The following is a 25,560-nucleotide window of genomic DNA, read 5'->3' as shown; positions in this document are numbered from 1 at the left end:
GGGAGGTCTTTATTAATATGGTGGGATACAGGAGAATATTTTTTAGCGCACTCGCGTTAAGCCTGCTAATTATGGTGTTGCTGGCTGGATGTGGAAACAACGATAGTGGCCAGCCTGCCCAGCAGAAAAATGGAAAAGTACTGATTTACACAAGTTTGTTTCCGATTTATGATTTCGCCCGCACTATCGGCGGAGATTATGTCATTGTAAACAGTATCATTCCTCCGGGGGCAGAGCCGCATGATTTTGAACCCTCCCCTAAAGACATGGCACAACTAAGCAAAGCGAATCTTTTCATTTATAATGGGGCCGGATATGAAACATGGATTGAAAAGGCGATTCAGAATTTGGATACAGCAAAAACAAAACCAATTGATGCAAGCCAGGGAGTCCGCCTGCTGACGCTGGAGCAAGAAATGGCCGATGAACATAGTACGGATCATCATGAACACGGTCAAATGCATGACCCGCATATTTGGTTAGATCCGGTGCGTGCTAAGCAGCAGGCCGAAACGATACAGAAGGCGCTCTCTGAAGTAGACCCGGCCCATAAGGCTGACTATGAGGCCAATTACAGCAAGCTGGCGGCACAACTGGATTCCCTTGATCAGGATTTTAAAACGACACTGGCCGGAGCACAGAAAAAGGAGTTTGTCACTTCGCACCGTGCTTTTGCCTACCTTGCGGAGCATTACGGCTTAAAGCAAATCGCGGTCTCTGGCCTTTCACCGTCTGAGGAGCCCAGCCAGCAGGATTTGACGAATTTAGTTGACACCGTGAAAAAGCATCATATTAAATATGTAGCATTCGAAGAGCTTGTGCAGAGCAAGGTAGCCCAGGCGGTCCAGCGCGAGGCGGGAGCTGAAGCGATTTTATTAAATCCTGTTGAAAACGTGACAAAGGAACAGCTGGCATCCGGGAAGACCTATGTTGATTTAATGAAGGCCAATCTGGAAACGCTAAAAAAGATGCTTGAAGTGAAATAGTTAATAAGCTCATGTATATCGAAAAAAGCACCTTAACGGGTGCTTTTTTCGATATGAAATACAAACAGCCAGGGTTACTGCAATTTGCTTTTTATCTCCTCTATCCTTTGCTGATTCCCCATATAAAGGTGGAAAAAGTATTCACCTGCCGCAATCGCCAGGGCGGCAATAAGTACTCCCGTCATTGTCACCGCTCCCTGGCGGATTAAAAAAAGGCACACGAGCCAGATAACCGCAAAGGAGAGGATAAAGTCGGAAATGACCGCCGTTATATTATTCGTCAGAGGTAAAATAATTAAATCTCCTACATAATAAGAAACAACGGCGAGAATGGCACTCATTAACAACACACCTACGAACGATACCCCGTAAAGCAGTCCCAGAATAAGAGACAGCACACCGGTTACTAAAATCAGTTTTACTACCATCGGTTTTATATTTCCCACCCGAATCCATTCCTTTATACATGTTTTGCTTTTATCGTAACCAATCTCGGGTAAGATATTCTTCGTGTTTTTTAATATTTTTTTTCGTCTTTTTGTTTCACGTTCTCGCTATCTGGGTATAGTAAGGGTAGTTTGTTGATTAAATTTTTTTGGGGGTTTTGAAATGAATACAGGTACAGTGAAATGGTTTAATGCAGAAAAGGGCTTTGGATTTATCGAGGTTGAAGGGGGAGAAGACGTATTCGTACACTTCTCAGCTATTCAAGGGGATGGATTCAAATCGCTTGACGAAGGACAACGCGTTGAATTCGATGTTGTAGAAGGAAACCGTGGGCCTCAGGCTGCAAACGTAAGCAAGCTATAAGATTGTACTCATCCTACATAATAGTGTGCTTAAGCTGCTGACATAACTGTGCCAGCAGCTTTTTTAAATCGAATAGCCCTCCCGTTCCTTCACCTAGAACGCCCAGTTCCCTTTTAGGAAAATCGACTCCCGGCCGCCGTCTTTCGTTACCCCATGAATATCCATATCGGCAGAACCGATCATGAAATCAACATGCACCAGGCTTGTGTTAGCTCCATGCTCTACAAGCTGCTCCTGAGACATCTCTGCCCCGCCCTTGAGGTTCGTCGGGTATGCATTGCCGATCGCAAGGTGGCTGGATGCATTCTCATCGAACAGCGTGTTATAGAAAATCAGATTGGAATTTGAAATGGGAGAGTCATACGGCACAAGAGCGACCTCTCCTAACCGGCGTGCGCCCTCATCGGTATCCAGCAGGTGCTTCAATGTTTCATACCCTGTTTCTGCTGTAAAGTCGACTATTTTTCCGCCTTCAAATGTCAGGGTGAAGTTTTCTATCGTATTTCCTCCGTAGTTTAACGGCTTGGTGCTGCGCACGGTTCCATTTACGCCGTCCTTATGCGGCATCGTAAAGACTTCTTCCGTAGGCATATTCGGGTTAAACACGATTCCTTTTTCACTTACCACTGCGCCACCCTGCCATAGATGCCTTCCGGCAAATCAATCGTTAAATCCGTGCCGTCGGCTTTATAAACAAGCTGTTTGTACTGTTTTGTGTTTAAATATTTTACCGTTTCAGCCAGCCTTGCATTATGCTCTTTCCACTTCTCTATCGGATTTTCCGCGGAAACGCGTGTAACATCAAAAATAACGTTCCATAACTTTCCCATCGCCTCATCCGCCTGTAAATCAGGAAAAATTTTCTTCGCCCATTCCTCTGTAGGAGTCGCAATAATCGACCAGCAGGCTTTATCTGCCATCAGGTAACTGCGGTATTTTTGCATAGCGGTGGCATTTGTCTTGTTCGCCGCCGCGATACGTTCGGGCCTTATGCCTTTTAGAAGGTCAGGATTTGGAGAAAACACAGACAGAAACGCCGCACCGTTTTTCGCCATTTCCTCCCACCCTTTTGCTTTCCACATTGGGTATTCCGTAAAGGCCTCGTCCGGTGCCTTTTCATATTTAATGCGTGTAAGCTCCTCGTCTATCCAATCAACATGGACGTTCTTTGCTCCGGCCTCATATGCTTTGTTTGCGATTTTATGCACGAGAGCCGCCGCGGAAAGCGGAGCCGTCACAACAAGTGTCTGCCCTTCTTGCACATTCACTCCTGTATGAACGGCGAGAGCTGCGTATTTTTCGAGATTTTGTTCGAATTGGCTCATGTCTATCCTCCATATACGTATAGTTGAATTAAAATAATCCATCACGTATAACAAGTATAGGGGAAAAGCGGAATAATTCCAAATTCCCAAAATTTATTCCAGCATTAAACTGCCTATAACCGCCTCATTCTAAGAAAAAACCAGACGAGACTAAGCGGTCGTGCAGCTTCCACAAGGGAGTATGTGTTAGTTTAAAATCGCAGTGAAAAAGACCGCAAGGTCAAATAATGTTAGAGAAAAGGGAGGGCAGTCCACGCTGTCCGGCCTTCCTGACCCAGCGGAACCTCCCGGAGAGCAGAACAAGCCCGCAATTGTCTCCATCCTCGAACTACCCAGATGTTTTGCGGGCTTTGCTCACAGGGAGGTGGAGCGGACAGTTCTTCTTTCCTTGCGGAAGGGAAAGGTAAGTGGAATGAACTCCCTTTTTTCTTGTTAATGCTGCTTTACGTAGCGCTTGTCTTTCATAAACATCCGCCAGAAAAAAATAAATCCCGGAGTGAGGATAGCAAAGCCTACGATGTACGAAGCAAACAGAGCCCGGAACGTGTTCGGGTGGGTAAACGCCGATTGAATGGTTACGTGAGGATAGACGATATAGGGCAGGTGGGCGTTGCCATAGGCGTAGCTGGCAAGCAGATACTGCAGGACAACTCCAACGACCGCAATTCTTGGCCGCCCTTTCATCGTTCCTTTCTTCGGAGGCCACCAGAGTGCGGAATAACCGATAATAAAAGCAATGACAGAAGCCGCCATCCAGCCGATGTAAAAAAATAAATTATTATACAGCCAGCCGGCTTCATTTTTCATCGCAGCCAGAACAAAGATCGCACTCATAAAGGAAACAGGCCCGTTTAGAATTGCATCGCGCCGGTAGATGCGGTATGCGTCCTTGTCGTCAGCTACCCGGGAATAGTCAGCCAGCAGCAAAGAAGATAGAAAGAACGTGCTGCTAATAGCAAAAAAGGCATATGCGATACCGCTCGGGCTTGTGAGCAGCTTGCCGAGCAGCAGTTCTTCACGCCCATCCACGATTCTAATAAAACTGCCCTGGGTAATCGGCAGCACCTGGATAAGCAGGGCCGGAATCAACAGTCCGGTAACGCCGGAAACAATCGACAGTGCCTTTTCATATTCCTCCATCGCATGGGAATATACAAGAAAGGCGCTCCGCAGGGCGAGCAGCAGTAAAATAAGGCTCCCCGGGACAAGTAAAACGGTACCGAGCGTATAGGTGGCGCCCGGGAAGAAACTTACCAGACCGATCACAATTAAAACAATAAAGACGTTCGTCACTTCCCATGATGGGGAAAGGTAGCGGTTGGCAATGCTCGTTGCCGATGTTTGCTCGCTTCTCCGGTACATCATAGACCAGAATCCAGTGCCAAAATCAATAGACGCTGCAACCGAGTAAATAAAGACAAATAGCCATAGCAAGGCAATCGCAATAATCTCATTCGTCATTGGCCGTACTCCTCTCAATCATCCGAACTTCCATTCCCTTTCAGCTATGAGCTAAGCGGCTGCTCCCCCAGTTCCTTCGCCAGCGGATGCCGCCTGAAATAGTGGCGAAGAACAACAATGGTAGCCACCCCCAGGAGCAGATAAACACCTACAAATAGAACAAACAACAAACCAAGATTCCCGCTTTTCGTAGCTGCTTCTGCGGTTAACATAATCCGGTAAAGAATCCATGGCTGCCGGCCGGTGCAGGCAAAAATCCAGCCAAACTCAATTCCGAGTACTGCCATTGGACCTGAGGCAACAAAGATCCACATCAGCCAGCGGGGAAACGTGTCCCGCTTTAGGCCATGCCGCCAGGCAAATCCAAAGACGGAGAGAAAAATAAGAAACATGCCGACGCCAACCATCCCGTTGAACAAAGTATGAATATAAAGCGGCGGCCAATATTCCTCCGGAAATTCATTGAGTCCAACGACCACTTCATTAAAACGGTTGCCTGCCAGGAAGCTAAGCAGCCAGGGAATCTCAATGGCATACCGCAGCTCGTGGGTCACGGGATCGGTAAAGCCTCCAACAGCAAGCGGCGCATACGCCCGGGTTTCAAACAACCCTTCCGCCGCAGCCAGCTTCTCCGGCTGGTATCTATGCAAAGCTTGAGCTGATTCATGGCCGTTCAGTCCCGTAAGCAAGGCAAAGATCCCGCCAATTGCAAGCCCTACCATTAAGGCTTTTCTATGGAAAACAAATTCTTTTACAGAATTCTTTGTTCTCAACATTTTATATGCCGCAATGGCTGTAATAGCAAAAGCCCCCGTTATATATGCTGATGTTCCCATATGAAAGGAGGTGACAAAGAACATCGGATTAAAAAACCCGGCCCACGGATTTACATCGGTTACCTGGCCGCCCTCCAGTCGAAATCCCGTCGGCGTCTCCTGAAAAGCATGGACGTTTGTAATGAGTACACCGGAGGCAAGCGCTCCCAGAGCCACAAGGCCTACACTTACAATTCTCATCACAGGGGATAACCGGTCAGCCGCATACACATAGAGCGACATAAACAACGCTTCCAGCAAAAATGCAAAAATCTCAATTTGAAAGGGGAGGGCAATAACTTTCCCCACGATTTCCATAAACCCAGGCCATAGAAGGGAAAGCTGAACCGCTGCAATTGTGCCAGTGGGAATAGCAACTCCCAGTAGAACAGCAAGCGCTTTCGTCCACCGCTTGGCCATAACATTGTAGTCCCGGTCTTTTTTCCATTGATACAAAATTTCCACCACTAAAATCATAAACGGGATGCCGACCCCGAGTGTGGCAAATATGATATGAAAAGCCATTGTCGTTCCAAACAGTGTTCTGGCGAGTGTAACATCATCCATTCTTTCCTGCTCCCCTCATTACAAAACTTGGCAACCTTATTATTGGTCTGTTTATCCAATAAATATTCCATTTATTTTCTGTAACATGAAAAGGCCGCTCTTCTAAAAAGCGGCCTTTTCATGTTATAAAAATGTAGTGTAAAGCTTACTGACTAAGAAAGACTGTGTTCCCCCAGTGCAAGATGACGTAATTTCCCATCCTTATATTCCCACATCCTGCCTTTCTTATTTTGGATGTAAAGAATATCGTTTTTCTCATCATACGTAATGGCGGAAATCTGCATATTGCGCAGCGGTACTTTTTCCAACCCCTTTGAAGCCGTATACTTGTATACTTCATCCCGATCTTCTTTTTTCATGTGGACATAGAAAAACTCCAAATAGGGAGAAAAAAACACATCTTCAACCTTCCAGTTATTATCTGGAAATTCATGAATAGGCACCGGCTCGCCGTGGTGCACCTGAAGCAGATTCATGACCAGCATATGGCGCTTCTCCACCATATAGAGCAGCGCGTTGGACTGCCCCAGCCATTTCATGAATGTGATGTTTCCGGTTTCTTCTAAAGAATCGGTCTCTTTGTTATCCTTAATCGTTAACTTCTTTTCATTATCCCTGGTTACATAAGCAATCCGGGAAGTATTCGGTGCGATAGCATACTGAACCGCATCCTCCGGGACGGATACCTTGTTATCTTCTTCCACTCCGGCAGCCGATCGGGCTGATGCCATGGTTCTTTGTAGTGATGGCGGCTTTAAAAATTGATCCAATTGGTATAACACGCCGAGCTGGGAGAAGACAAGCACTGCCGCTCCCAATAACCAAAGTGATATTTTTCTTATCTTTTTAATGCTTCTCACCATTTCCCACTCCGTCTATGACAAAACTGGTAGCTACATAACGCTCTCCGAGAGGATTAGAAGGAGGTACCAGGAAATCGCCCTTATAATACAATTCCGAGCTGTATCCGCCATCGAGGTTAGCAGCAAACTGCGCCCCATTGTCCAGCATAATTTTTTCGCAATCCAGAAGGGTGCCGCCTACACCACCGTTTCCTCTTCCGGATAAAGCAAGCAGCAGAATTGCACCGTCACTTCGTTGTCCAATAGCTGAACGGGGGGCGATACCCCAGGAGCCATCTGTTTCCTCTAAGAATGGTTTCCCGTCCTTCACAAGCTCAGGCCCAAAAGAGACAGCATCCTGGATGCCGAGCTCTTTTATTTCATTGTACGCGTATTTTCCAATAACGAGCGCCCCGTTTTGCGTAATGCCGATGAGCGGCTGTCGTACCGTCTGATCTCCGCTGACATAGCGGCCGTGCGAAACTGTAATGCCCATCGGAATGCCGCCCGTTCCTTTTCCTTTTACATCATAAAAGCCACCGGCGTTGATTCCCCCTACCGCATTCGCGTCCTTAACCATTTCGCTTACAGTTTGCCCGACATTATTTATATATTTTGTTACAGCAACGTGAACACGCTTTGGATCTTTAATCACCAGGAGACTTCCGCTATATTTTTTTGCTTCAATAGGAATGACTTCAATCCCCGTATCATTTACAGAGGAGAAATTGCTGGCTTTCATTGTCCCTTCACTCATCTTATCCATTCCAACGGGCCTGTACTTGGCAAGAGCAGTAGAAGAATAAAAGTACTCAATATACCATGGGTGCCTGCTGGTTAAGACAGCTCCAATGACTGTACTGCGCAAATTTTCAAAAGGACCGTATAAGACCAGCCCTCCTGTCGATATAACCAGATAAATGGATAGAAAGAAGAGCATTCCAATAATCTGGCCTTTCTTCTTCCTCCGATGGATTTTACTTCTGCTCGCGGCACTGCTTTTGTCCGTCTGTATGACTGGCATGTAATCACTTTCTCCCTTTCCATTCCCTATTACCATAAGCCTATAATATAGATAGAACAGTGGAATTGACAATAGGGGGAATATGGGGAAATTCGACTCCTTTCTCCTGTTTTCTCCTTCTTTCTCGAAATTGCGACAGCAAGGCAATGCTGCCAACAAAAAAGGAAAAAAGAAAGTTCATTTAAAGCAACATATACTTTCCTTAACAACAAAAAACCGCCCATGAACGGGCGGCTGCACCACTTATATAAACTATTCACCCTCCCGCTTTGACATGGAGCGGAGAGCTTCCCGGTACTCTTGATCGGCTATCTTGTCCTGCTCCGTCTCGCTGGTCTGAGTCTGTGCATCCTGTTCAACAAAGCTTCTTAATGCCTGCCTATACGCCTGATCATTGTTCCCGGCTGCCTGGTTGCTTATTGTTTGATTGCCGCTTGCCTGATTTGGATTTTCCATAGGCAGTGCCTTCCTTTCCGGTATGTAGTCTATCATTTCCTCCTGCGGCATGGGGCTTGCATTCCCTTTATCCTTTTTCTCAGATTTCTTTGCCGCTCTGAGGTTGTATACGATGAGAAAAATGAAGGCGATGACGGCTAAAACAGCAAATATAATAAATTGCATCTGCAGTATCTCCCGCTCTCCATTTATTTGCCTGCAAGTTTCTTTGTAATTGCAGCCACACGCATCCCTAATGCTCTTCCTAACGCTAAATCCGTTTCTGAGGGCAGGTTTAGCGGATCGTTAGGAGACGCTTCTACCGGGCAGGTCACACCGACTCCATAGTACGAGCCGTAAAGGGCATTCTCCGGAATATTCCCGGGTAACCCAACAATAATCATCCCATGGTGCAGCATGGGCGTAATCAGGTTAAGCATGGTTGATTCGATCCCCCCGTGGACGGTAGCCGTCGTGCAGAAAACCGCTCCGACTTTTCCGATTAGTTTTCCCTGGGCCCATAAATAGCCCAATTTATCAATCCACGTTTTTAATCCTCCGCTTATTGTTCCGAAGTGTCCGGGGCATCCCCAGATAATCGCATCCATTTCCACAAGATCGTTTACATTTGCTTCCCGGACATGGTGCAGGAACACCGCATCCCCTTCCGCCTGGCGGGCGCCTTCCGCTATTGAGCGTGCCAGGGCCTCCGTATGGCCATTGTCACTGTCATATACGACATAGATTTTCATCCTCAATTCCCCTCCATTTTTTTATTACTGTTATTCATCCCCAATCCGAACCAAATAATCCCCTTGTTTTTTGTATAGGGCTTGTAGGGCTGGGGCAAATTCATCTTAGGAAAAAAAAGGGAGGATACCGATTTATGCGAGTGTTTATCGTAAATATTTTAATTGTGCTTGTTATATTAGCAGGCGGGGGAGCGGCTGCATACTACTACAATCAATCCGCAAACTACGTTACTTCTGACAACGCCCGGGTTGACGGACAGCCGATAACCATTTCAGCCATAGCCGCCGGAAAGCTGGTTGACTGGAATGGAGAGGTCGGCAAATCCTATAATTCCGGTGATCTTGTAGGAGGGGTGCAATCCGCAGGCAGCCGTGCAAATATTACGTTTCCTGTTAGCGGAACGATCGTCCAGCAGTCTGCCGTCCCTAATTCATTTGTTACGCCGGGTACGCCTCTTGCAAGAGCTTTTGATTTAAATCATCTGTGGATCACGGCCAATATAGATGAGACGGTTATTAACCAGATTAAAGTTGGCCAGGCTGTTGATGTTTATATTGATGCATTTCCGAATACAACCTTGACAGGAACGGTAGACAAAATCGGACTGGCTACTGCAGGTACCTTCTCTATGCTCCCTTCTTCCAACACAAATGCAAACTATACGAAAGTAACGCAAGTCATTCCCATTACGATTGTCATCGAAGGATACAAGGGCCTGGGCCTAGTCCCAGGAATGAACGCCACGGTGAGAGTACATATTTAGGAGGCTGGCATGGACGCAATATCCATTAGACGTACGTTAACCGTTCTCATGATTGGCGCCTTTATCTCTATCTTAAATCAGACGCTCATTAACGTAGCGATCCCGCATTTAATGAATGATTTCAATGTATCAGCTACGACCGTCCAGTGGCTCTCAACAGCGTATATGCTTGTGAATGGTGTTCTCATTCCCATTACTGCCTTTCTAATTGAATCATTCGGAACAAGGGTCCTCTTCACTTCAGCAATGGGCTTATTTACGATCGGTTCTATCGTCTGCGCCATAGCCCCCAGCTTTTCGATTATATTAATTGGGAGAATTATTCAGGCAAGCGGCGCGGGAATTCTTATGCCTTTGGTTATGAGTGTTTTTCTGACGGTATTCCCCCCCGAAAGAAGAGGCGCCGCGATGGGAATGATGGGCATCGCCATGATGTTTGCTCCCGCTATCGGCCCTACCTTATCCGGGTGGATTGTAGAAAATTATACGTGGAGAGTATTGTTTTTCATGGTCATCCCTCTCGGGGTGTTAGACATCCTGCTCGCTGCCCGGTGGCTCCAAAATGTATCCAGGCTTTCTTATCCAAAATTCGATCTAACGGGGACGATATTTTCTACGATTGGATTTGGCTCGCTGCTGTATGGGTTTAGCTCGGCCGGCAGCGACGGCTGGGGCAGTGCGACTGTTATTGCGACGCTTTCGGTTGGGGTTATTTTTATTGTTCTCTTTATCGTACGTGAGTTGACGATGGAGGAGCCGATGCTGGAATTCCGGGTATTTAAATACGATATTTTTACAATTTCCACCATTGTTGGTTCCGCTACAACGATGACAATGTTTGGTGCAATGCTTCTTCTGCCTATCTACCTGCAGAACATCCGCGGGTTCACCCCTTTAGAGTCCGGGCTGCTGCTTTTGCCGGGTGCATTGCTTATGGGCGTTATGTCTCCTATTTCCGGCATTATTTTTGACCGAATCGGTGCCCGCCCGCTGGCGATTGTCGGTCTTGTGATTACTGCAGTAACGACTTTTGAATTCAGCAGGCTAACAACCGATACGCCCTATTCACACATCATGATCATTTATACGGCCCGAAGTTTTGGAATGTCACTATTGATGATGTCTGTTCAGACCGAGGGACTAAATCAGCTGCCGAGGCACCTGGGAAGCCACGGCACAGCCATGTCCAATACGATGCGCCAGATCGCCGGGTCGATTGGTACCGCACTGCTGGTCACAGTGATGTCGAATCGAGCGACCTTGCACCTTGCGAATTACTCGAATACAATTACTACGGCAAATGAGCCGGTTGTTCAAAACGTGAACCAGCTCGGGCAGGAACTTGCCGCTTCTGCCGGAGTCCCGCCTGAGGCAGGACAGGCGCTCGCAACACAGGTGTTATACGGTTTAGCTTCACAAACCTCCGCGATTAACGGCATTAATGACGCCTTTATTGTCGCTACATGGATCGCGGTAATCGGTTTAGTGCTATCGTTCTTCCTGCGCAGGGCAATACCGGATCGCACATAAATCAAATAAAGGCCCCTTTTTTTAGCACCGTAAAGTCGATAGAACCTATTGGCTTTTTTTTTAGTTATTGGACATACTATATGGTTGACACTTACGGAACACTGTAGTATAAATTACACAAATGTATTTAATGCTCAAAAGCATAACAGCTTTAAAGTGCAAAAGCAAAAAAGGGGGGAATCATGATGAAAATGACAAATTGCAAGATTTTGGACTGTACGATTCGTGATGGAGGACTGGTAAATAACTGGGATTTTAGCGTCGACTTCGTTCGCGACCTGTACGATGGATTAAATGCCGCCGGTGTTGAATATATGGAATTGGGCTACAAAAACTCCCCAAAGCTGTTGAACGCAACGGAGCCGAACCCGTGGCGCTTTCTGGACGATCGGTTCCTGAAAGAGATTTTTCCACAAAAGAAATTTACAAAAATGTCTGCACTTTGCGATATCGGCCGTGTCGATGAGAATGATATTTTGCCCCGGGAAGAAAGTGTACTCGATATGATCCGCGTCGCCTGCTACATACGGGATGTAGACAAAGGTCTGGAGCTTGTGCAAAGGTTCCACGACATGGGGTACGAAACTTCGCTTAACATCATGGCACTATCGCACGTGCACGAGCAGGAACTGTTCGAAGCGTTTGAAGAAATCGGCAGAAGTCCGGTTGATGTTGTGTATGTCGTTGATTCATACGGCAGTCTCGATCCGAAAAACACGGAACATCTCGTGAAGAAGTTCCAAACGCATCTCCCAAATAAGCAGCTCGGCGTTCATATGCACAATAATATGCAGCTTGCATTCGCAAACACATTAATCGGCGTGGAAAATGGGGTCACGTTCCTCGACTCATCTGTCTATGGCATGGGCCGTGCCGCGGGAAACTGTAACACGGAGCTTCTTGTCAGCTATCTTAAGAACCCGCGTTACGAGCTAAAGCCGGTGCTTGGCATTATCGAAAATCATATGCTGGCCATGCGTGAGAAATGGGAGTGGGGTTATATCATCCCTTATATGATTTCCGGCGTGCTGAATGAACACCCGCGCGTTGCAATGGCCCGGCGTGACAGCATAGACCGTGATAAATTTACCGAGTTCTACGATACGTTAACCTCCCCCGAGACGACAGGCGCTTCCGTAATGAAATAATGTGAGAATCACAGGGCCGCCTCTTTTCGCAAATGCTTTGTAGTGAGATACCTACTGCGTTGCGAGAAAGGCGCCTTTTTTCATTTTACGGGCGAATAAGACATCCCCGCTTTGTGAAAAAACTGCGGTAAGCAAAAAAGGAAATAAACATACAGGCAAAAGCCGCTCCGGATGTTAAGCTAAACATAATCACAATTTGATAACGAATGGCCTCCATTGGGTTCGCCCCTGCCACAATCATTCCAGCCATCATACCTGGAATTTGAACCGTCCCTATCGTTTTTAACGTATCGATCGTAGGGACAAAAACCGTTTTAATGCTTTCTTTAATTAAGTCTTCACATGCCTGTTTTGAAGTGAACCCTAAAGCAAGTTTGGATTCAATGATGCCCTGTGTGTGGACAAATTCCTGGCTTGTTACTTTATACAGCAAACTGATGGTTGTCATTGCGTTGCCGATAATCATCCCGCTCATCGGAATAACATAATTGGCTTGAAAGGGAATAATATTGCACACAACCCAAATAAAGAAGGTAAGCCCCCAGGTTATGGTAACTCCAGAAAAAGTAAGCCAAAACCCGTGTTTGACCCACTTCCCTCTCCCCTGGGCTGTTTTTGTTGCAATCAAAATCATTAATAAAATGAACCCGAACACGGAAAGAACATGAGTAAAGCTGAATATGTAATGCAGAACAAACCCAAGCGCAGTTAATTGTAAAAAAGGCGCGAACAAAAGCAAATAGCAAATCCCGCTCAAGTCCTAGTTTTTGAACGGATGATAAAACAAGCGGCAAAATAATAAACAATAAAAGAACAATAAAAGACGATGGCGAAATCGAATTCATGCTTCACCCCTAAAAGAATTCATAATCCATAAGAAACCCCACTTCGGGCGGGAAGTGGGGGAGGTTCGTATGGAAAAAAGGCGGGCCCTGCCCTATTTAGCAGTAGCTCCTTGATTACGTGCGATGCACCTCGCGTTAATTTGCCACCCTTTGTTAAATCTTAAACTTAGCTAAAGCATCCTGAATCTCCTGCGCCATCTCGCTAAGAGATTCGGCAGATGATGCAATCTCCTCCATGGAAGCAAGCTGCTGCTGTGAGGCGGAAGCTACCTCCTGTGTAAAAGCGGAGGAGTTTTTGGCAATGCCGGACAACTCCCTTACGGAATTCGCCACTTCTTGCGAATCTTTAGCCATTTTCTGTGAGGTGGCAAACACCTCCTGGATTTGGGTGGCTACCTGCGCTACTGCATCGTGAATTTTATGGAAGGCAGCGTCGGCTGTTTGAGCTACATTCATTCCGATGGAAACATTGCTTGTGCCCTCGCTCATCGCTCTTACGGCTTCCTTTGTCTCCTGCTGGATTTGCTGGATTAGGGTTGAGATTTGCTCCGCAGATAATTTGGATTGCTCGGCAAGTTTGCGCACCTCGTCCGCTACGACGGCGAAGCCCCGGCCATGTTCTCCCGCTCTTGCGGCCTCAATGGCTGCATTTAAAGCAAGAAGATTGGTCTGGTTTGAAATGTCAGTAATGACGGAAACAATCTGCCCGATTTCATCTGAGCGCCCGCCAAGGGATTGCACGACTTGTGAAGAGAGAGACACAGACTGATGAATCGCGGCGATTTGATTCATGACGTTTTCAATCGCTTCTTTTCCTTGCTGCGCCTCCGCTGTCGTTAGCCTGGAGGATTCGGATACCATGCTGGAAGACTGGGCAATGTCTTGAATATCCCGATCAATTTTCTCAATCAAAGTGGTCGTATTTTCAGAGCTTTCCACCTGCTGTTCGGATCCGGAAGCAACCTCCTGGATAGATAAAACAACCTGATTTGTCGCCCTCGAACTCTCACCCGTGCTTGCGGACAGCTCTTCTGAAGCGGACGCCACATGATCCGAGATTGCCCCAAGATTTACAACGACAGAACGCAGGGATTCTGTCATCTGATTGAACGTTTGGGTAAGCTGCCCTATCTCGTCATGGGATTGAACAGGGAGCGTTTCAGTTAGGTCCCCGTTGCTAATCTTCTCGGCCCCAATTAACAACTTTTTAAGGGGAACCGTAATGGAACGAAGCGTGAAGTAAACATAGACGGCGCCAAAGAGAAGAAAGATTCCGACCACGATCGCGGTCAGTGTCAATACGGATCTGGATTCCCTGTTTATTTCTCCTTGATGTAACGTCCCGGCAATTTTCCAGCCGGTTGCTGTGTTTGTCATATAGGACATTGTTTTTTCACTGCTATCGGACGTATAAGAGTATTGGCCTTTATCGGACTCCAGTAATTGTTTAGCCCAATCATTCTTGCTAATATCCTCACCGGCCTTTAGCGTTGGATGAGTAATGATTTTTCCTGTTTTATCAGAAATAAAAGCGTAGCCTTCCTTTCCGATATGAATCTTTTTCACTGCATCAGCCAGGCTTTTCAGACTGAGATCGATGGCGATAACACCGTTTCCGTCTTTTGTCTTTTTACTAATGGCAACCACCACATTGCCTGTAGTTGAAAGATACGGATCACTAATGGTTACCTCCCCTTTTTGAAAGGCCGACTGATACCATGGGCGTGTCCGCGGGTCGAAATCGGACGGCATTTCCATGTTAGGAGAAATCATAAACTTCCCTTGTTCGGTCCCCACATACGTATCTTCTAATTCGGGGTGCAGCTTTTGGTATTGATCCAAAATCGTTTGCACGCTTATGTTTTTGTTGTCCTTTATTGCCACAGCGTTAACCTGCTGCGAGAGAAAATCGATGCTTTTCATTTGGTCCTGAATAAGCTGATCCAGTATGGAATTGAGCAGTTCTACATTTTGGCTGGCTCCACTTACCATCTGGTTCGAAGTCTTCTCTTTCGAACTAAAGTAGGATGTCCCGCCAATGAGCAATGTTGGAAGCAGCAATAAAAGACAGGAAAATAAAATTAACCTCTTTTTGATCGTAAATCCCTGTTGAAATTTCACTACTTATGTACCCCCTAGTTATGTTGAATATATGTCTAAGGTACATTATAGTAGTCAATAAGTCATAATAAAAGGATTTGTTTGAAAGTTCATTAAAAAGATTTTTACTAGCAAAACATCATAAATGATAGCCTATTAAGGATTTATCTCTACTTGAAAGGTGCCGTTTAACTCCTTCTTCAAGTCGTCAAACAACTGCCTGACATCCTGCGCATAGCCGCCCAATCGGACTGCGCTTTCTTTATAATCCCGCCATTCGATGGTGAGAGGCTCTGCGCGCTCACTTAAACAGTCCCATAAAGCATCGAGATTCTCTCCATAATAATCAGGAAACTGCAGCTTCATTTTTAACACTGCGTGCAGATCTTCTTTCGTGTGAATTTCCTTCCCTTCAAGCACAATTTTCTGCATGGAGCAACTCCCTCTTTATTTTACCTGGGTAAAGGTTTGATAATGGTCCGTTGTCTTATAAAACAACCCGTCGTTTGAAAATAGCAGCCTGTCGCTTCCTCTGCGTCCGGAATGGTAATTCATATCCGCCTCGCGCCAGGTGCGTCCCTTTTTATAAGGCAGGCGTTTTTCCCGATCATAAAATCTATCTCCGCCGATGCTTTTGCCGGGAGCTACTTCTGAAAGGTTTCCTTTGCTGCTGTCCCACCCGAGCTTCTTCGCTTCGTTTTTGGTAATAAAATTATCGGGCAGTTTTCCGTGCTCCTGTATGTACCTTTTTACACTTTCAAAGCCGGCAGCTTCCTCTGCTTTATGTTTTTGCTGCGCTGAATCGATCCCTTTCGAATCCGGAGGATGTTTGGCCGGCTGCTGTGGAGCCGCACACCCGCATAATACAAATAAACAGAACAAAAAAATGACAAAATGCCTTATTTTCACCATCTAACGTTTTCACTTCCTTCTTTATTAATTATATCACACACCACAAAAGCTCATTGACTTTTATATATCAATTCGATATATTGAATTTAAAGTAGTTATATCAAATCGATATAGGTGATAAGATGAACAGCAAAGACGTAATTCTCGGCATGTTAAGGAGAGAGCCTCTCTCTGGCTATGACATTAAACGCAATTTCGAATCTCTATTTTCCTATTTTTTTGATGCCAGTTACGGCACCATTTATCCAACATTGAAGAAAATGGAACAGGATGGCTATATAACAAAGGAAGCCATCCCCCAGGAAGGAAAGCCCGACAAAAACCTATACCATATCACAGAAAAGGGAAAACAAAGGTTTCTGCTTTATTTAGAAAGCCCGCTTGAGAAAGATGTCATACGTTCTGACTTTCTGATGAGGCTTTTCTTTGGTCAATATGTTGAACGCGATACCATAGTAGCGTGGCTTATGAAATCAAAAGAATATAACGAGGAAACATTACAACGGCTGGAAGAAGATTACGATGCGTTTAAAGACAAAATGAGTCCTACTCAGAAAATATGTATCCAGGTCGGGTTAAAGCAGCACCGTGTGCTGTTAGCTATTATCAACGAAGCGCTGGAGCAGTTAAACCTATTTCAATCAGAAAGGGATGAAGGGCATGAACCATTATGATGTGCTGATTATAGGTGCAGGAATCGGCGGACTAACATGTGGAGCCAGGCTGGCAGCCATGGGTTATGAGGTCGCGGTATTCGATCATCATTATTTGCCGGGCGGTTATGTAACCAACTTTCAGCGCAAAGGATATACGTTTGACGTGGCCTTACATGGTGTCGGAGGCCTGGGGAAGGGCCAAAGCTTCCATCAGATTCTGGAATCGTGCGATGTGATGAACCGCATCCACCCGCTTCCAAAACAACATCCCTACTCTGTTTTATGGGAAGGAGAGAAAATCGATATCCCACAGGATGTCAATGCTTACCGCCTTTTCCTCCACGAACGCTTTCCCGCGGAGAAAGAAGGGGTTGATCGTCTGTTCGAAGGGATCAGGGAACTACATGCCGGGCTTCAGTTCCTGAGCAATCCAGCCGTTCCTGGCTGGAAAAAGGGGCTTTTGTTCCTCAGCAAATGCCGTACCCTTATGAAATGGTCGAATTTAACGACCGAACAAGTGATTAAACAGTATGTTCAATCCGAAGAATTCATGAACTTCTTTACGGCTCTCTGGGGCTACTACGGACTGCCGCCTCAAAAGCTCTCCTCTCTCTACTTTTTTATCCCCTGGACCGGGTACCATGTAGAGGGCACTTACTATATTCAGGGAGGAGCCCAGGCTTTATCGAATGCCCTTGTTGCCGTCATTGAAGAGAACCGAGGCAAGGTGTATCTGAAGCAAGAAGTAACTGAAATCCTGGTAAAGCAAAAAGAGGCTTACGGCATTCGAACAAAGAAAGGGCTGGAGTTTACCGGAGATTGGATCGTTTCCAATGCCAGCCCCGCGCATACCCTTGGGAAATTAGTCAATAATCACCCGCAGGCTGAAGCATACCGGAAAAATCTTGCGGCAAAGGAAGTCGGCCCTTCGTTATCACAGCTTTATATTGGCCTGTCCTGCCACCCGGAAGAATTGGGGATTACCGATGAAGATATCCTGTTTGTTGAAGAAAAGAACCATCAGATGGATTACGAAAATCTCATAGAGGGACGGTATCATATGGGGAATTTCAGTCTGACCAACTACAGTAAAATGGACCCCACACTGAACTGTTCTAATCGTGGCGTGATTGCCATCACCCTTATCGACAGTATTGAAAACTGGCCGGAAAACAAAGAAGCCTACCAGCAAAAGAAAAAAGAAGTTACAGAAATTCTCCTTGAGCGCCTTGAAACATATTACCCGGGGCTTAAGGAGAAAGTAGAAGTTATCGAGCTCGGTACCCCTCGCACAATGGAGCGCTACACAAAAAAATCCGCAAGGGGCGGTATACGGATTCTCGCAGACGATTAAACAGGCCGGAATGAAAAGAACGAGCCAGAAAACCCCTTTCTCTCATTTATCCCTCGTAGGTGCCTGGACGCAGCCGGGTGGTGGATTCCAGGGAGCCGCTACCTCAGGGTTTATGGAAGCACAGCGAATTCACAAAAAACTAAAGAGATCTCCTGACAAGCAGCCGGTTACAAGTCTAACGTAATCCATCGGTCCGTTCTCTATGTTTGCCATTCCGTGATAGAATTCTTACTTTATGGCTTTAAAGCAACATATACTTTCCTGTACCAGAACGAAAGCCCTCCGGCGCTAACTTACCGGAGGGCGTTTATTTTGTCTTTATTTCGATTCTTATCCTTAATAATGCGGAGGAATGCTTGGCATGTTATTTTGAAGAGCAGCTGGTGGAGTATCGTGAATATAAGGAGGAGCGGGTGGTAAAACCGGCGCCTTACCGTACGAACGAATCCTTCTTTTGCTTCAAGTTCTGCAATGGCAGCAGCCCATTGATTTTGATGCATCGTATCCCTTGCGATTAAGAAGGCGAGCGTATCCTTAACCCCGCGGTCATCTGTCATCTCAAATAGCCTTACCGTCTGAAGACGACCATGGGATTCTTTGGTGAGGTTAGAGCGAAAATCTGCGAGCAAGTTACCACTGGCATCCACATAGCGACCATTCCAATGAAGCTGGGGGAGGCACTAAATAAACCAGGAAGGTTAATAACGCTATGTGTGGAACGTGAAGTCAGTACAGAGAAACATTCGCCTTTGGGGTGAAATCGATTGTAAGAATAACGATTTATAACATATCCCTAAAGGCTTTAGCTTGTGTATTGAGTTGCCGCGAAGCAACACCGATCCCCTTAAATTCCTCCATAGCTTGTTGGATGAGAACCTGGCTTTCTTGAATTCCTGTTTGCGAACGTCTTATCTTTATTACCTCATCCGCCATCTCCTCTACATGAGATTCTACATCTTGTATAGCCAATTGTACCCGGCTGGCCAACTTACGAACTTCATCCGCAACCACACTAAAGCCTCGTCCATGCTCACCAGCTCGCGCCGCTTCAATCGCGGCATTCAAGGCTAATATGTTGGTCTGTGAAGCGATACTGCGGATGGTTTTTACAATATTACGAATGGAGTCGGTCTGGTCCTTCAATGTTTCTAGCACTTGTAGGTTTTGCTGAGACTCGTTAACAAGTCTTTCAGTGTCCGCAGCCACCTCCTGAGTCTTTCTGATGCCTACCTCTGCGCGATCTCGGAGCTCTTCTGCCATGTGTTGCAATTCAGATGCCACATCATTAATGTTTTTCTCCCGATTCGTAATATCAGTAGCAACTTTAATTACGGCTTCCACGTTACCTTTACTATCTAGAACAGGTGTATAGGTAGCCTCTAGCCAAAGTGAGCTTCCATTTTTAGCCACACGTTGAATCTTTGCTTGAAAACTTTTGCCTTTACGTAAATTCTGCCAAAACTCATCATACTCTTTGCTTTCAGTAAACGAGGGGGTACAAAACTGCCTATGTGACATATTTCTTATCTCTGTAACCTCATATCCCATAGTCTGAGCAAAGTTATGGTTTGCCCAGAGAACTTTGCCTTGGGGATTAAATTCAATCATCGCAAGTGAGCCTTCTATTGCCGTTAATACAGCATCCTGGTCTAACACCTGAGTGCTAGATTTTATACTTCCAAAAACTTTATTCATAAGTCTATCGCCCCTTTTTTGAAATAAAAAGGGCTAACCCTATACCGGATTAGCCCTGACTGCACCCTTATTCCTTTATTTATCTCAGAGACTTTTCGGTAACCCGGCTATCATTGTTTAATAAAACATTAGACCCGTGGCTTTGCGTCCCCATTTTTCAATGGGTTTGCTATTATCGAAGTACTGTTTAATTTTATGAAACACTGGAACTTTTTTCATTTTATAATAAATAAAGGCCTGTAACAATAGTATTGATTGTAAAATATTTGTTAACTTTAGGGTCGTAAATTTATTTTCATTGTTATTCAAAATCCTCTTTTATTCTAAGGTTATATTGACGTTCTTGTGTGACTGCATTTCTCGTAAGCCACCACCATTAAGTGATGGCTTTTTAATGTATTATTATTTGTTCAACTAAGCTTAAGAAATTTTCAGTGAGGTATCTTTTAATTTGAAAATCGTTTTCTTCATGATAAATCTTCTGTCAATACAGAAAGCTACCAGTAATGCTAGTAAACCGGTTAGAACTACATTGCCGTAAGTTTCAAGGGGAAACGGTTTGCCTTCAAGATGGATATCATTCGCACGAAATTCGAGTCGTTTCACCGCATGTTTAGCGGTGAGAAGGTCCTCTTGCTTGGCCAAATCTTCAAGTTGAACTTCAAATATAAATCGATCTGGGGAATCGCTATGAACGAACTGAACTTCCTTGGTATTCCCCTCTTCGTTCCACTTTTTAATCTCCTCCGCAGCCAACGATTTTGCTTCTCTTCCCGGAATCATCATTTTATCTAATTGTGGGGCATTCGATATCAAGTGTCTTGAAATCAAGTTTAGACCGTGTTTCGTCACAACAGGATGTTCCGAACTTGAAATGGAAAGAACCTTTGCCGTTCCAGTGTCTGAATAGATATCAAAGACGGAAGCCAACGCCATTTCCTCCACACCGTTATACAGCAGCACACCTGCCTTTGTCTTGTTCCATTGAAAGGCGTTATTCAATATATAGGTCCGCATATCGAAGTCAAATGGGTCCATCTTCGGATTTTTAACGAAGTGATAAGATGGATAGTTCATTTCTTTTGCTATTTTTTCTGCCAGGGGTTCGCCTACTTTTTGCGAAATCACATAGAGAACGGCATCAATTCCTGATGAAACACCAGCCGAGGATACCACGTTTCCGTCCTGAACATACCGCTGATCCCTTATCCAGTTCGTCTCAGGATATAGTCTTTTCAACTCCGGCATCGATTGCCAATGTGATGCTGCTGACTTTCCTTTCAATAAACCCGTAGCTGCAAGGTTTCCCGAGCCGCCACAAATGCTTAATAACGTGGTTTTGGAATGTTTTTGTATCCACTTTAGAATAGGTTCATACTTCTTTTCGTCACGCATGGTCATAAAAGGAATGGCGATAATGTCAGGACTTTTTCCTAATAACTGATCCATTTCTTTAAAAGAGTAGTGGGGTATTACATCAAGACCACCGGTTAATGACCTCACCTGATTGTCTGAAGCAACGGAATACACATTGAATGCCCCCGTCCTAGAGAGTAATTCGTATGGAATCATAAAATCGGATCCCTCAGTAGTTTCGTTCCCTAATATGACGGCAACCGTAGGTTTATTCGGATTATATTCGGGTTTCTTCACTCCTTGCAAAGAAGGAATGGGCTCTTGGCGAACCGCGCCGTAAAAATTTTTCTGTGAGCGAATAAGTCCAAGAAACCCAACCCCTCCCACAAACACTACGAAAATCAATACATAAACAACCAAGCGTACGAATAACCTCTTCATTTGATTTTCCTCCTCAATACGATGTATTCTTTCAATTACTATACCGTTGTAAGGTATGAGATGTTTAAAAAATACTCAAACTTACCATCCGGTATTAACCAATGTCACAATGACATAACCTACCCCAACCAGCGATGAAAGGGATGTCATCACCATCATGCCTTTATTTTTAAATCCATCTTTAAATAATTGGTAAACCGACCATAGTACGGTCACAAGAGTAAGTACAATCATAACTCGCTGGAATGGTAACATATCATCCGTGCTCATGCTCATTAACTCGCTAGCGGTTCCTCCCAGCATGATAAAAAGGAGTCCATGCAGCCAGTGTTGGGTAGCTAAAAAAGTAAGAATCATCGGTAGAAACGTTGATACCTTTTGACCTTTTTTCATCTTTGTGCAGCAGATTTTCATTCTTCTTTCCTCCTGTAAAAATTTTCGAATTAACTTGCCCTAGAGACACTATAAACCAGTTTTGTGAACTCAATATGAACTGAACCGTAGAAAAAAAAATGCCTAGAGGCGGTAATCATCCACTGCTTGTTTACATAGACCGACTTATCCGACATCACTAAATGCACGGGAATAGGACAATTTCACATGATAATAAAAAAACGACTCCAACCCTTAATAAGTGCTGTAAAAAAGAAATACAGGCAAGGGAAAAAGCCGTTTCCAAGTTGGAACGGCTGCTTCAGTTTACAATCGAAAAATTGCTACTTTGTTAGAGAATCATGAGCGATTCCCAGCTCGTTTTTAATACTTTCTATTCCATACCGGGTAAGGAATTTATTGAACTTTTCCCTTTTCTTCCCGTGTTGTTGATACAGAAGAATCAACTTCTTGACTAATTCAGGCAAGTTTTGTTCACTCACTTGTTCTATCAACAGCTGACCTGTACTGGCTTCCAGTGTCTTTGACATCCCTCCAATATAGATATCGAAAGCGTCCTTGCGCTTTACCACACCAATATCCTTTACAAGGGGTTCTCCACAGGCATTAGGACATCCGGTATACCCCACTCTCATGGTAAAGGGAACTGGGATGCCAACGATGGTGTCATTTAGATTTCTGGCGGCAGATAAGCCTTCTACTTCCGCTCCCTTGCAAAAACTACAGACGGACAGATTCTTGACAACGGAACCGGTATCATACACGCATAGCCCCCGTAGAAGTAACCTTTGTTTTGCCTCTTCTGCCTTCTCTTCCTCCATCTCAACAATCAGCTGCTGAAACGTAGTTAATTCAATTTTTGCTTCTTTGCCAACGATTTCCCCAATCGACATCAAATCATCTGAAGTAAAAACCGACCCTCCCACTCTAATTTCTGGACTCACCGCAAAGGTAGTTGTATTCAATCTCCTCATCCCTTCTTTTTATCTTCTTAAGACCAATCACTGAAAGGATGTACTCTTAGTCGAAATAATTGTCATAATGATTAAAAATAACTGATAATTTTTTTGATTGCTGTATTTTATACTCTGTTCACTTAGACCAAGTCACCATTCAGTGATTAATGGCTCTATCTAGCCTTTTGACCCCTTCCAGCAAAAGACTGCGAGGGCAAGCAATATTTAATCGTAAAAAACCTTCACCGTTTGTACCGAACGCTCCTCCTTGATTTAACCCTACTTTGGCTTCCTTGGACATGAATTTGTGAAGATCACGAGAATTGAGCCCGAGTCCACGGCAATCCAGCCATACCAGGTAAGTACCTTCTGGTTTAATGACTTGGATTTGAGGCAGACGTTCTCTAAAATAGTCCATAACGAAATTCAAGTTTTCCTGCAGATAATCTATCATGTCCTCTAACCATGGCTCTCCATACCGATATGCTGTTTCGACAGCTGTTACTCCGAAGTAACTTTCCGTTCCCAGGGATAAGGTGGTTAGCATGTCATGATACCGTCTGCGTAAGCGGTCGTTCGGAATAATGACCATGGAGCTCTGAAGCCCTGCTAAGTTAAACGTTTTGCTAGGAGCCATACATGTGATCGTTTGTTGCAACAGGGTTTCAGAGATTGAAGCCAATGGAATGTGCTGATTTCCACGGTACACCAAATCACAATGAATTTCATCGGACACAATAAGCACCTGATGTTTTATACAGATTTCTCCTAATCGCTTTAATTCATCCAACCTCCATACCCTACCGACCGGATTATGAGGGCTGCATAAAAGGAGCATCTTGACTCCTGCTTCAATTTGCTTTTCCAGTGCATCCATATCCATTGTGTAATAACCATCGTTTAATTGAAGTTCATGAACAACCAGATTTCTGTTGTTACGTCTTACAACATCGTAGAAAGGAGGATACACTGGAGATTGAATTAATACGTTGTCTCCAGGTTCCGTTAATGCAGAGACTAAAATACTAAGGGATGTTACTACCCCCGGACTTGTAATCATCCACTCCTTTTGAATGTTCCATCCATGCCTTCGTTTTATCCACTCGATGATGGCTTCATAATAAGACAAAGGCTTTATGGTATAGGCATAAATGCCATGCTCTGCCCTTTTTTGAAGTGCAGCCACTACTTCCGGGGGTGCCATGAAGTCCATGTCGGCTACCCACATGGGCAAAACGTCTTTGTCCCCGAATAACAATTCACTCTGATCCCATTTTTCTGATGCTGTATTCGTTCGATGAATGATTTGGTCAAAATTATATTTCATGTCCCTTCCCTCCCTAAACAGTTAAAGACATTCATTTTATTAAGGCACCTTTACGACAAACGGTATGGTAAATACCTTTCCTTCATGCTGGAATTGACCCCAGATTTTATAAATACCACTCTTTGAAAACTCGGTCATAAATTTCGCATCCGGACCTGAACCCTGCCCCTCCATGGGATGTACATGCAGATAGTTTTCTGTATCTGCGCTCATAATTACGACATGACCGATTGCTCCTAAATAAGGTTGCAGGTTTGTCATTGCCTTTTTACTGTTTGCATCTTTAATGGTAAAGTTCATCGTCAATTCCGTGCCCGTTTTTAACTGGTCAAAAGTAAGGGTCACTTCTTTCCCATCCACGACTTTTGTTAAATTGGACTCGGGCTGCAATGATTTCGGTGCAGCTGTTCTGCCCGATACGTTAATCCAATCCATTTCCACCTTCTGTTTTCCACCGGTGGGAATAAAGTCTGAAATCAGCTTATAATCTCCTCCATCTGGGAATTGCGTCGTAATCTCAAATTCTCCCTTTCCTTTATATTCAGGATGAATGTGGTTAAAGAACGATAAATCTTTGCTTAGCACGATCAGATGGATTTTCTTTTCATGATTCACATCAAAATTCTCGATGGGCTTCCCTGCTTTGTCTCTAACGAAGAAATTCAGTTTCGTATCCTGGTTCGGCTTAATATCAACCGGCACTTTCCACTCTGTTTGTACTGGAATATCCTTCTTCTCTGTTGCTGAGTGCCCACTATGACCCTTATCCTCATGTGTGTGCCCCTGCCCGTTTTGCTCCGTTCCGTTATGCGTCTGTTCCTGCCCATTATGAGCCATTGCCTGCGGTTGTTCATGCTGACTAACACTACCTTTTGATTGACTCGTTGAATTATAGGCAAACAAAACGAAGGCGATTAAAACGATGGAGACAGTTAAATAATATTTCATACCTTAATTCCCCCTTATAGTTTTACTTTTTGCAGACGAAGCGCATTGAGAACAACCGATACTGAACTGAGAGCCATTGCCGCACCGGCAACCCACGGTGCCAGGAGCCCAACAGCGG

Annotated in this window: 25 protein-coding genes, 2 pseudogenes and 1 riboswitch; of the genes and pseudogenes, 8 read left to right on the top strand and 19 right to left on the bottom strand. The window is 44.9% G+C overall.

The features are described 5' to 3' along the window. The first annotated feature begins 17 nt into the window (after window positions 1-17). Window positions 18-986 (top strand): metal ABC transporter substrate-binding protein, encoded by a 969-nt coding sequence (locus tag MBEAL2_RS15065; protein WP_047153105.1) that lies wholly within the window; start codon window positions 18-20, stop codon window positions 984-986. Window positions 987-1,060: 74 nt separating this feature from the next. Here the strand turns inward: MBEAL2_RS15065 and MBEAL2_RS15060 are convergent, their stop codons facing one another. Beyond that, window positions 1,061-1,414 (bottom strand): DUF2512 family protein, encoded by a 354-nt coding sequence (locus MBEAL2_RS15060; protein WP_152667805.1) that lies wholly within the window; start codon window positions 1,412-1,414, stop codon window positions 1,061-1,063. A 181-nt stretch (window positions 1,415-1,595) separates the two neighbouring features. Between MBEAL2_RS15060 and MBEAL2_RS15055 the strand changes: the two genes are divergently transcribed. Then, complete coding sequence (locus MBEAL2_RS15055; protein ID WP_047153103.1) at window positions 1,596-1,796, top strand: cold-shock protein; 201 nt, start codon at window positions 1,596-1,598, stop codon at window positions 1,794-1,796. A 93-nt stretch (window positions 1,797-1,889) separates the two neighbouring features. Here the strand turns inward: MBEAL2_RS15055 and MBEAL2_RS15050 are convergent. The 7 genes and pseudogenes from MBEAL2_RS15050 to MBEAL2_RS15020 all read right to left on the bottom strand — a co-directional run bounded on the left by MBEAL2_RS15050 (window position 1,890) and on the right by MBEAL2_RS15020 (window position 9,017). After that, window positions 1,890-3,121: pseudogene (locus tag MBEAL2_RS15050) on the bottom strand (aminopeptidase). Window positions 3,122-3,553: 432 nt separating this feature from the next. Beyond that, a complete protein-coding gene (locus tag MBEAL2_RS15045) occupies window positions 3,554-4,582 on the bottom strand; it encodes a cytochrome d ubiquinol oxidase subunit II (RefSeq protein ID WP_047153102.1) in 1,029 nt (342 codons plus the stop codon). Between the two features lie 44 nt (window positions 4,583-4,626). Then, window positions 4,627-5,964 carry a cytochrome ubiquinol oxidase subunit I gene (locus tag MBEAL2_RS15040; protein ID WP_047153101.1) on the bottom strand — a complete coding sequence of 446 codons (1,338 nt, stop codon included), beginning with the start codon at window positions 5,962-5,964 and terminating at the stop codon, window positions 4,627-4,629. A 152-nt stretch (window positions 5,965-6,116) separates the two neighbouring features. After that, window positions 6,117-6,827, bottom strand: a complete 711-nt coding sequence (locus MBEAL2_RS15035; protein ID WP_047153100.1) for a hypothetical protein — start codon at window positions 6,825-6,827, stop codon at window positions 6,117-6,119. Further along, the gene (locus tag MBEAL2_RS15030; protein WP_047153099.1) at window positions 6,811-7,830 is read right to left on the bottom strand and encodes a phosphodiester glycosidase family protein; all 1,020 of its coding nucleotides are present in this window, start codon (window positions 7,828-7,830) and stop codon (window positions 6,811-6,813) included. Before MBEAL2_RS15030 ends, MBEAL2_RS15035 begins: the two co-directional genes overlap by 17 nt. A 252-nt stretch (window positions 7,831-8,082) precedes the next feature. Further along, entirely contained in the window at window positions 8,083-8,451 is a 369-nt protein-coding gene (locus MBEAL2_RS15025) for a hypothetical protein (RefSeq protein ID WP_047153098.1), read from the bottom strand. A 23-nt stretch (window positions 8,452-8,474) separates the two neighbouring features. Beyond that, window positions 8,475-9,017 carry an NAD(P)H-dependent oxidoreductase gene (locus MBEAL2_RS15020; RefSeq protein WP_047153097.1) on the bottom strand — a complete coding sequence of 181 codons (543 nt, stop codon included), beginning with the start codon at window positions 9,015-9,017 and terminating at the stop codon, window positions 8,475-8,477. 134 nt (window positions 9,018-9,151) lie between these two features. Between MBEAL2_RS15020 and MBEAL2_RS15015 the strand changes: the two genes are divergently transcribed. The 3 genes from MBEAL2_RS15015 to MBEAL2_RS15005 all read left to right on the top strand — a co-directional run bounded on the left by MBEAL2_RS15015 (window position 9,152) and on the right by MBEAL2_RS15005 (window position 12,459). Continuing rightward, window positions 9,152-9,781 (top strand): HlyD family secretion protein, encoded by a 630-nt coding sequence (locus MBEAL2_RS15015; RefSeq protein ID WP_047153096.1) that lies wholly within the window; start codon window positions 9,152-9,154, stop codon window positions 9,779-9,781. A gap of 9 nt (window positions 9,782-9,790) precedes the next feature. Further along, a complete protein-coding gene (locus MBEAL2_RS15010) occupies window positions 9,791-11,311 on the top strand; it encodes a DHA2 family efflux MFS transporter permease subunit (protein ID WP_047153095.1) in 1,521 nt (506 codons plus the stop codon). A gap of 185 nt (window positions 11,312-11,496) precedes the next feature. Continuing rightward, window positions 11,497-12,459 carry an aldolase catalytic domain-containing protein gene (locus MBEAL2_RS15005; protein WP_047153094.1) on the top strand — a complete coding sequence of 321 codons (963 nt, stop codon included), beginning with the start codon at window positions 11,497-11,499 and terminating at the stop codon, window positions 12,457-12,459. Between the two features lie 85 nt (window positions 12,460-12,544). Here MBEAL2_RS15005 and MBEAL2_RS15000 read toward each other — a convergent pair whose 3' ends face one another. The 4 genes from MBEAL2_RS15000 to MBEAL2_RS14985 all read right to left on the bottom strand — a co-directional run bounded on the left by MBEAL2_RS15000 (window position 12,545) and on the right by MBEAL2_RS14985 (window position 16,316). After that, the gene (locus tag MBEAL2_RS15000; protein ID WP_052947741.1) at window positions 12,545-13,198 is read right to left on the bottom strand and encodes an ABC transporter permease; all 654 of its coding nucleotides are present in this window, start codon (window positions 13,196-13,198) and stop codon (window positions 12,545-12,547) included. A 259-nt stretch (window positions 13,199-13,457) separates the two neighbouring features. Continuing rightward, window positions 13,458-15,425, bottom strand: coding sequence for a methyl-accepting chemotaxis protein (locus MBEAL2_RS14995; RefSeq protein WP_047153093.1), 1,968 nt, complete (start codon window positions 15,423-15,425; stop codon window positions 13,458-13,460). A 135-nt stretch (window positions 15,426-15,560) separates the two neighbouring features. Continuing rightward, a complete protein-coding gene (locus MBEAL2_RS14990; protein ID WP_047153092.1) occupies window positions 15,561-15,836 on the bottom strand; it encodes a barstar family protein in 276 nt (91 codons plus the stop codon). A gap of 15 nt (window positions 15,837-15,851) precedes the next feature. After that, window positions 15,852-16,316, bottom strand: coding sequence for a ribonuclease domain-containing protein (locus MBEAL2_RS14985; RefSeq protein WP_047153091.1), 465 nt, complete (start codon window positions 16,314-16,316; stop codon window positions 15,852-15,854). Between the two features lie 122 nt (window positions 16,317-16,438). On the opposite strand from MBEAL2_RS14985, the gene MBEAL2_RS14980 reads away from it, so the two are divergent. The 3 genes from MBEAL2_RS14980 to MBEAL2_RS32940 are packed head-to-tail and all read left to right on the top strand — an operon-like array spanning window position 16,439 to window position 18,510. Beyond that, window positions 16,439-16,990, top strand: a complete 552-nt coding sequence (locus MBEAL2_RS14980; RefSeq protein ID WP_047153090.1) for a PadR family transcriptional regulator — start codon at window positions 16,439-16,441, stop codon at window positions 16,988-16,990. Next, the gene (locus tag MBEAL2_RS14975; protein ID WP_236692869.1) at window positions 16,977-18,326 is read left to right on the top strand and encodes a phytoene desaturase family protein; all 1,350 of its coding nucleotides are present in this window, start codon (window positions 16,977-16,979) and stop codon (window positions 18,324-18,326) included. The genes MBEAL2_RS14980 and MBEAL2_RS14975 overlap by 14 nt, the downstream gene beginning before the upstream one ends. After that, window positions 18,322-18,510, top strand: coding sequence for a hypothetical protein (locus MBEAL2_RS32940; protein WP_236692883.1), 189 nt, complete (start codon window positions 18,322-18,324; stop codon window positions 18,508-18,510). The genes MBEAL2_RS14975 and MBEAL2_RS32940 overlap by 5 nt, the downstream gene beginning before the upstream one ends. A gap of 262 nt (window positions 18,511-18,772) precedes the next feature. Here the strand turns inward: MBEAL2_RS32940 and MBEAL2_RS14970 are convergent. The 7 genes and pseudogenes from MBEAL2_RS14970 to MBEAL2_RS14935 all read right to left on the bottom strand — a co-directional run. Beyond that, window positions 18,773-18,988 (bottom strand): annotated as a pseudogene (locus tag MBEAL2_RS14970) (manganese catalase family protein); the annotation flags it as partial. Between the two features lie 118 nt (window positions 18,989-19,106). After that, window positions 19,107-20,021, bottom strand: coding sequence for a methyl-accepting chemotaxis protein (locus MBEAL2_RS33835; protein WP_047153088.1), 915 nt, complete (start codon window positions 20,019-20,021; stop codon window positions 19,107-19,109). A gap of 94 nt (window positions 20,022-20,115) precedes the next feature. Then, window positions 20,116-20,202: riboswitch (cyclic di-GMP riboswitch) on the bottom strand. Between the two features lie 239 nt (window positions 20,203-20,441). Continuing rightward, window positions 20,442-21,818: a DJ-1/PfpI family protein gene (locus MBEAL2_RS14955; protein ID WP_047153086.1), complete on the bottom strand. Its 1,377-nt coding sequence runs from the start codon at window positions 21,816-21,818 to the stop codon at window positions 20,442-20,444. Window positions 21,819-21,899: 81 nt separating this feature from the next. After that, a complete protein-coding gene (locus MBEAL2_RS14950) occupies window positions 21,900-22,232 on the bottom strand; it encodes a hypothetical protein (protein WP_047153085.1) in 333 nt (110 codons plus the stop codon). A 302-nt stretch (window positions 22,233-22,534) separates the two neighbouring features. Continuing rightward, window positions 22,535-23,176 carry a nitrite/sulfite reductase domain-containing protein gene (locus tag MBEAL2_RS14945; RefSeq protein WP_236692868.1) on the bottom strand — a complete coding sequence of 214 codons (642 nt, stop codon included), beginning with the start codon at window positions 23,174-23,176 and terminating at the stop codon, window positions 22,535-22,537. 148 nt (window positions 23,177-23,324) lie between these two features. Then, complete coding sequence (locus MBEAL2_RS14940; RefSeq protein WP_047153083.1) at window positions 23,325-24,494, bottom strand: MalY/PatB family protein; 1,170 nt, start codon at window positions 24,492-24,494, stop codon at window positions 23,325-23,327. A 39-nt stretch (window positions 24,495-24,533) separates the two neighbouring features. Further along, window positions 24,534-25,442 carry a DUF8832 domain-containing protein gene (locus MBEAL2_RS14935; protein WP_052947740.1) on the bottom strand — a complete coding sequence of 303 codons (909 nt, stop codon included), beginning with the start codon at window positions 25,440-25,442 and terminating at the stop codon, window positions 24,534-24,536. Between the last annotated feature and the right edge of the window lie 118 nt (window positions 25,443-25,560).

The organism is Aneurinibacillus tyrosinisolvens, assembly GCF_001015055.1.
Lineage (GTDB): Bacteria > Bacillota > Bacilli > Aneurinibacillales > Aneurinibacillaceae > Aneurinibacillus_A > Aneurinibacillus_A tyrosinisolvens.
This window is presented reverse-complemented; position numbering and strand designations above follow the sequence as displayed.